Source organism: Photobacterium sp. OFAV2-7, from assembly GCF_022347985.1.
Lineage (GTDB): Bacteria > Pseudomonadota > Gammaproteobacteria > Enterobacterales > Vibrionaceae > Photobacterium.
Window position 1 is genome coordinate 1 of the sequence record NZ_JAKRFQ010000533.1, and the last position, 3,599, is coordinate 3,599.

General features: G+C 51.1%; 5 protein-coding genes. 1 reads left to right on the top strand and 4 read right to left on the bottom strand.

Annotated elements, in window-relative coordinates; genetic code table 11:
* The 4 genes from MHN01_RS20380 to deoC form a co-directional block, all read right to left on the bottom strand.
* Window positions 1–303: hypothetical protein (locus MHN01_RS20380; protein ID WP_239413090.1), on the bottom strand; the 303-nt coding region annotated here is incomplete at its 3' end.
* Between the two features lie 35 nt (window positions 304–338).
* On the bottom strand, window positions 339–830 hold the full coding sequence (locus tag MHN01_RS20385; RefSeq protein ID WP_239413091.1) for an RbsD/FucU domain-containing protein: 492 nt from the start codon (window positions 828–830) through the stop codon (window positions 339–341).
* Between the two features lie 11 nt (window positions 831–841).
* Window positions 842–1,756, bottom strand: coding sequence for a ribokinase (locus MHN01_RS20390; protein WP_239413092.1), 915 nt, complete (start codon window positions 1,754–1,756; stop codon window positions 842–844).
* Window positions 1,757–1,827: 71 nt separating this feature from the next.
* Window positions 1,828–2,529: a deoxyribose-phosphate aldolase gene (gene deoC, locus MHN01_RS20395; RefSeq protein ID WP_239413093.1), complete on the bottom strand. Its 702-nt coding sequence runs from the start codon at window positions 2,527–2,529 to the stop codon at window positions 1,828–1,830.
* Between the two features lie 225 nt (window positions 2,530–2,754).
* Between deoC and MHN01_RS20400 the strand changes: the two genes are divergently transcribed.
* A partial coding sequence (locus tag MHN01_RS20400; protein ID WP_239413094.1) for an AraC family transcriptional regulator occupies window positions 2,755–3,599 on the top strand: 845 nt, incomplete at its 3' end.

Genomic DNA, 3,599 nt, shown 5'->3' on the forward strand with positions numbered 1-3,599 from the left:
GCTGCCGTCTTGCTCTTCGATCAGCGTGATGCCTGTGCCGCCTTTCTGGTGATCCGGGGCGGTCAGATAGCGCTGAACTTCACTTTCGTCCCAAATCGACGTCGTGCCCATATTGTCAACGATCGCAGAAATTGCCAGATTACCCATCACATGGCAGTGACGGCGTGTTGTTGGCAGTACGATCGGATCCCATTCGCATTGTCCAAGTGTCAGCGGGTTTGCCGTGTAGTTAAATGCCGGCATGCCATTTTTGGTGATCCAGTGGCCAAACACACTGGCATCACGGTTTTTCATTTGAGTCATGTTTTTCTCGCTTATCGGTAAACGCCAGCAGGCAATCATTTCAACGACGGTACATACTGCTCTTCGATGCGTTTTCGTCGCTCGACATAGGCAGGCAAAGGGTCGATATCTGTAAACCAGGCATTGGCATCTGTTGCGGCTGTCAGGGCGAAGTTGGCGTAAGCATTGAACGAGCCCGAGCGGATGATCACCTTGGCCTTGGGCGCGATATCAGCAACCAGCTCGGCATGGTTGGCAATGCCGAAGTCGGCACCCGAGCCGGTGTAAATCTCCTGAACAGACTTGTAGAGCTTCGGATTGCGATCGCGCACCTCGGTATCGAAGCGGACCTCTTCGACACACAGCTCGCCACTCAGTACGCTGAGGATCTCCAGTACATCAACGGTACCGGGGTAAAAACCCAGATCGATACGGTTGGCATCGGCAGGAATAGGAAAACCGGCATCAGTGACAAGGACAATATCACCGTGCCCCAGTGTGGCCAGCGCATGGGCCAGTTGAGGATGCAGAATACAGTTTGGTTTCATTGTCTGAGTCCTTATTGTTCGGCCAGGAAGGCATCGACAGCCAGGCGGTTGTAATAGGAAGGCACCGTTTCCCACTGGGTACAGCACAGGGCAGCTGTTGCGTTGGCAAACTGGACGGCATCGGCGATGTCCATCTCCTCGGAAAGCGCAACCGATAGCGCGGCATTGAAGCTATCACCGGCACCGTTGCTATCTACAACATCAACCAGGCAAGGCGGAACAGTGATAGTCGTTTCTTGGGTAAAGACGGCCGAGCCATGCTCGCCAAGGGTCATTACAATGGCCTTGCAGCCGGTTTCCAGCAGGCGGTCGGCCACTTCACGGTTGCTGATCGGATCGTCCGGGGCCAGGCCGATAGCAACACGGGCTTCGGTTTCGTTAGGTGTCAGGTAATCAATGTTAGAGAGATCCAGGCCGCGCAAATCACGCGCCGGTGCCGGATTAAAGACCGTCTGCTTGCCGAGAGACTTGGCAATCTTTAGGCCATACAAAGCCGTTTCCAGCGGGATCTCCAGCTGGGCCAGCGCAACCTTGCACTCATTCATCAGGGGTTTGGCATCGAAGACATCATTCTTGTCATAAAGCTTGTTGGCCCCCATATCGACGACAATCACATTTTGTGCATTATTGTCCTTGATGATCAGCCCGGCCCCTGTTGCCAGTTCATCGGTAACCCGCAGCGCATCGGTGTTGACACCTTCTTGTTTCATCAGCTCTCGGAACTCAGTACCAAACGTATCGTTACCGACCACACCGGAGTAATAGACGTCGGCCCCCAGACGCGCCGCCTGAACGGCCATATCCGATCCCTTTCCGCCAAATGTCTGACGGAAGTCCTCGCCAATCAACGTCTCGCCAACCAGCGGAATACGATCGGTTGTCATCACCAGCGCCTTGGCGTAGCTACCCAGAATAAAAACGCTCATTTCATACCTTCCACGTTAACTCAAACAAAAACGGCTAGCAGGACATGTCGCCGCTAGCCGTTGCTTTATGATTAGTAAGCGTTGATATCGCCAACCAGGCCTTCAACAATTTCAGGGCCCGAGCTGGTCCCGACAAGCTCGGCACCGGCCTCGAACATCTCCTTCATTTTCTCGACCGTATTCACCTTGCCAGAGACCTTGACCTTGCAAGGAGCTTCGATATGCGCAGCCAAAATACGTACATCTTCGACTGTCGCTGCACAGCCGCCCTTGCCCCAGCCAGAAGACTGCTTAACCCAGTCAACACCGGCTTTGTAAGAAAGCTGTGTCGCTTTGATCTTGAGCGCCTCGGTCGGCAGGAAGCCAAACTCAAGCATCACTTTTACCTTCATGCCGTAAGAATGGGCGGCATCAACAACCTGCTTGATTTCGTTGTAGTACTCATCTTCCATACCACTTAGCAGAAAACCCGGGTTTGGCGGGAAATCAAACTCATCTGCCCCTTCGGTGCCTAACTGATGAACAAGCGCCACTTTCATCGCCGTCGTGTCATTGGCCTGGGGGAAGTTAAGGGTGGTTGCCACCCGGATGCCGGTGCCTTTGAGGTATTCCTTGGCTACTTTCACCCAGCAAGGTGCAATCATTGCCGCATCGAAACCGTATTTCTTACAGATCTCAAGGTGAGCCAACAGCCCCTCTTTGGTCAGATCCGGATTGACGTTAGTAAACTGGATAGCTTTGGCAATTTGCTTAGGATCGTTAAAGTCGATCATGAGTGTAACTCCTGAGAATAAAGATTCATCTTTAGTGGTGTGGTTAATTGCCTTTCACTTTATGACCAGATTGTGCGTGGGTTAATACATATGACTGTCTGGAATATGGACAAAACTATCCACACTCAGGCTTTCGTGATAAGAGTCACTGTTTGCTATTTTTATCCATACCAGAAACAAAAGATCTGCTATGTATGTGCTACTCGTACCAACAGGAATATCTGAATGCCTGATACAACCGTACTGTCTTCTTATTATCGTGACTCATTAGACTTTTCTGCTTTATGCAGTTACCGGGTGCTTAGGGCTGGCCATTTAATTACCGGCTCGGATTACAAAATCAATAGAAAATCCGTTGTAGGGCATGAGTTTATCTATTGTCTTTCAGGCGCAGGATGGGTTGATTTTGGCGGTGAAAAACATTATGTCCATCAGGGCCAGCTGGTATGGCTACCGGTAAGCGAGCCCCACCGTCACTATCCGGATCCCAAGCGGCCGTGGCAAATCTACTGGTTACGGGTTGACGGCGGTAAACTTGACAAAATCATGCAGTTTTTACAGGTACCGCAACAGCCGACCTTCCTGATGGAAAACCCAGATAGAGTCTGTGAGATCTTCAAGGCTGTCTTTGCCCAAATGCAGCACCACTCCCTGCTCTCGGATATATCTTGTGACAAGCTGATATCTGAACTTCTGTTGCAACTCCTTGAAGTCAGGAGTGAATCAGACAAGATGACCCAGGATCCTGTCAGACACCGCGGACTGGCTAATCTGGTCTACAAAATTCATAGCCACTATGGCGAACACTGGGATATTGACAAGTTCGCCAGCTATTGCCAGGTGAGCAAGTCCCAGGTCTTCAAGCTGTTCAAGTCAACGTTCAACCAGTCTCCGCTGAAATGGCTTAAAAGCTATCGCCTGGCACAGGCACGAAGAATGCTTGTCGAAACGGACCACAGCATTGCCAGGATTGCCTTTCAGGTCGGCTACAATGACCCGCTTCATTTTTCACGTGACTTTAGTAAATCGGTCGGAATGAGCCCGAGCAATTTTAGACAAAGTGAATCCTT

Excerpts from the sequence above, each read along its gene's own strand:
- MHN01_RS20390 (WP_239413092.1), bottom strand. The coding sequence starts at position 1,756 with ATGAGCGTTTTTATTCTGGGTAGCTACGCCAAGGCGCTGGTGATGACA.
- MHN01_RS20385 (WP_239413091.1), bottom strand. The coding sequence starts at position 830 with ATGAAACCAAACTGTATTCTGCATCCTCAACTGGCCCATGCGCTGGCC.
- deoC (WP_239413093.1), bottom strand. The coding sequence starts at position 2,529 with ATGATCGACTTTAACGATCCTAAGCAAATTGCCAAAGCTATCCAGTTT.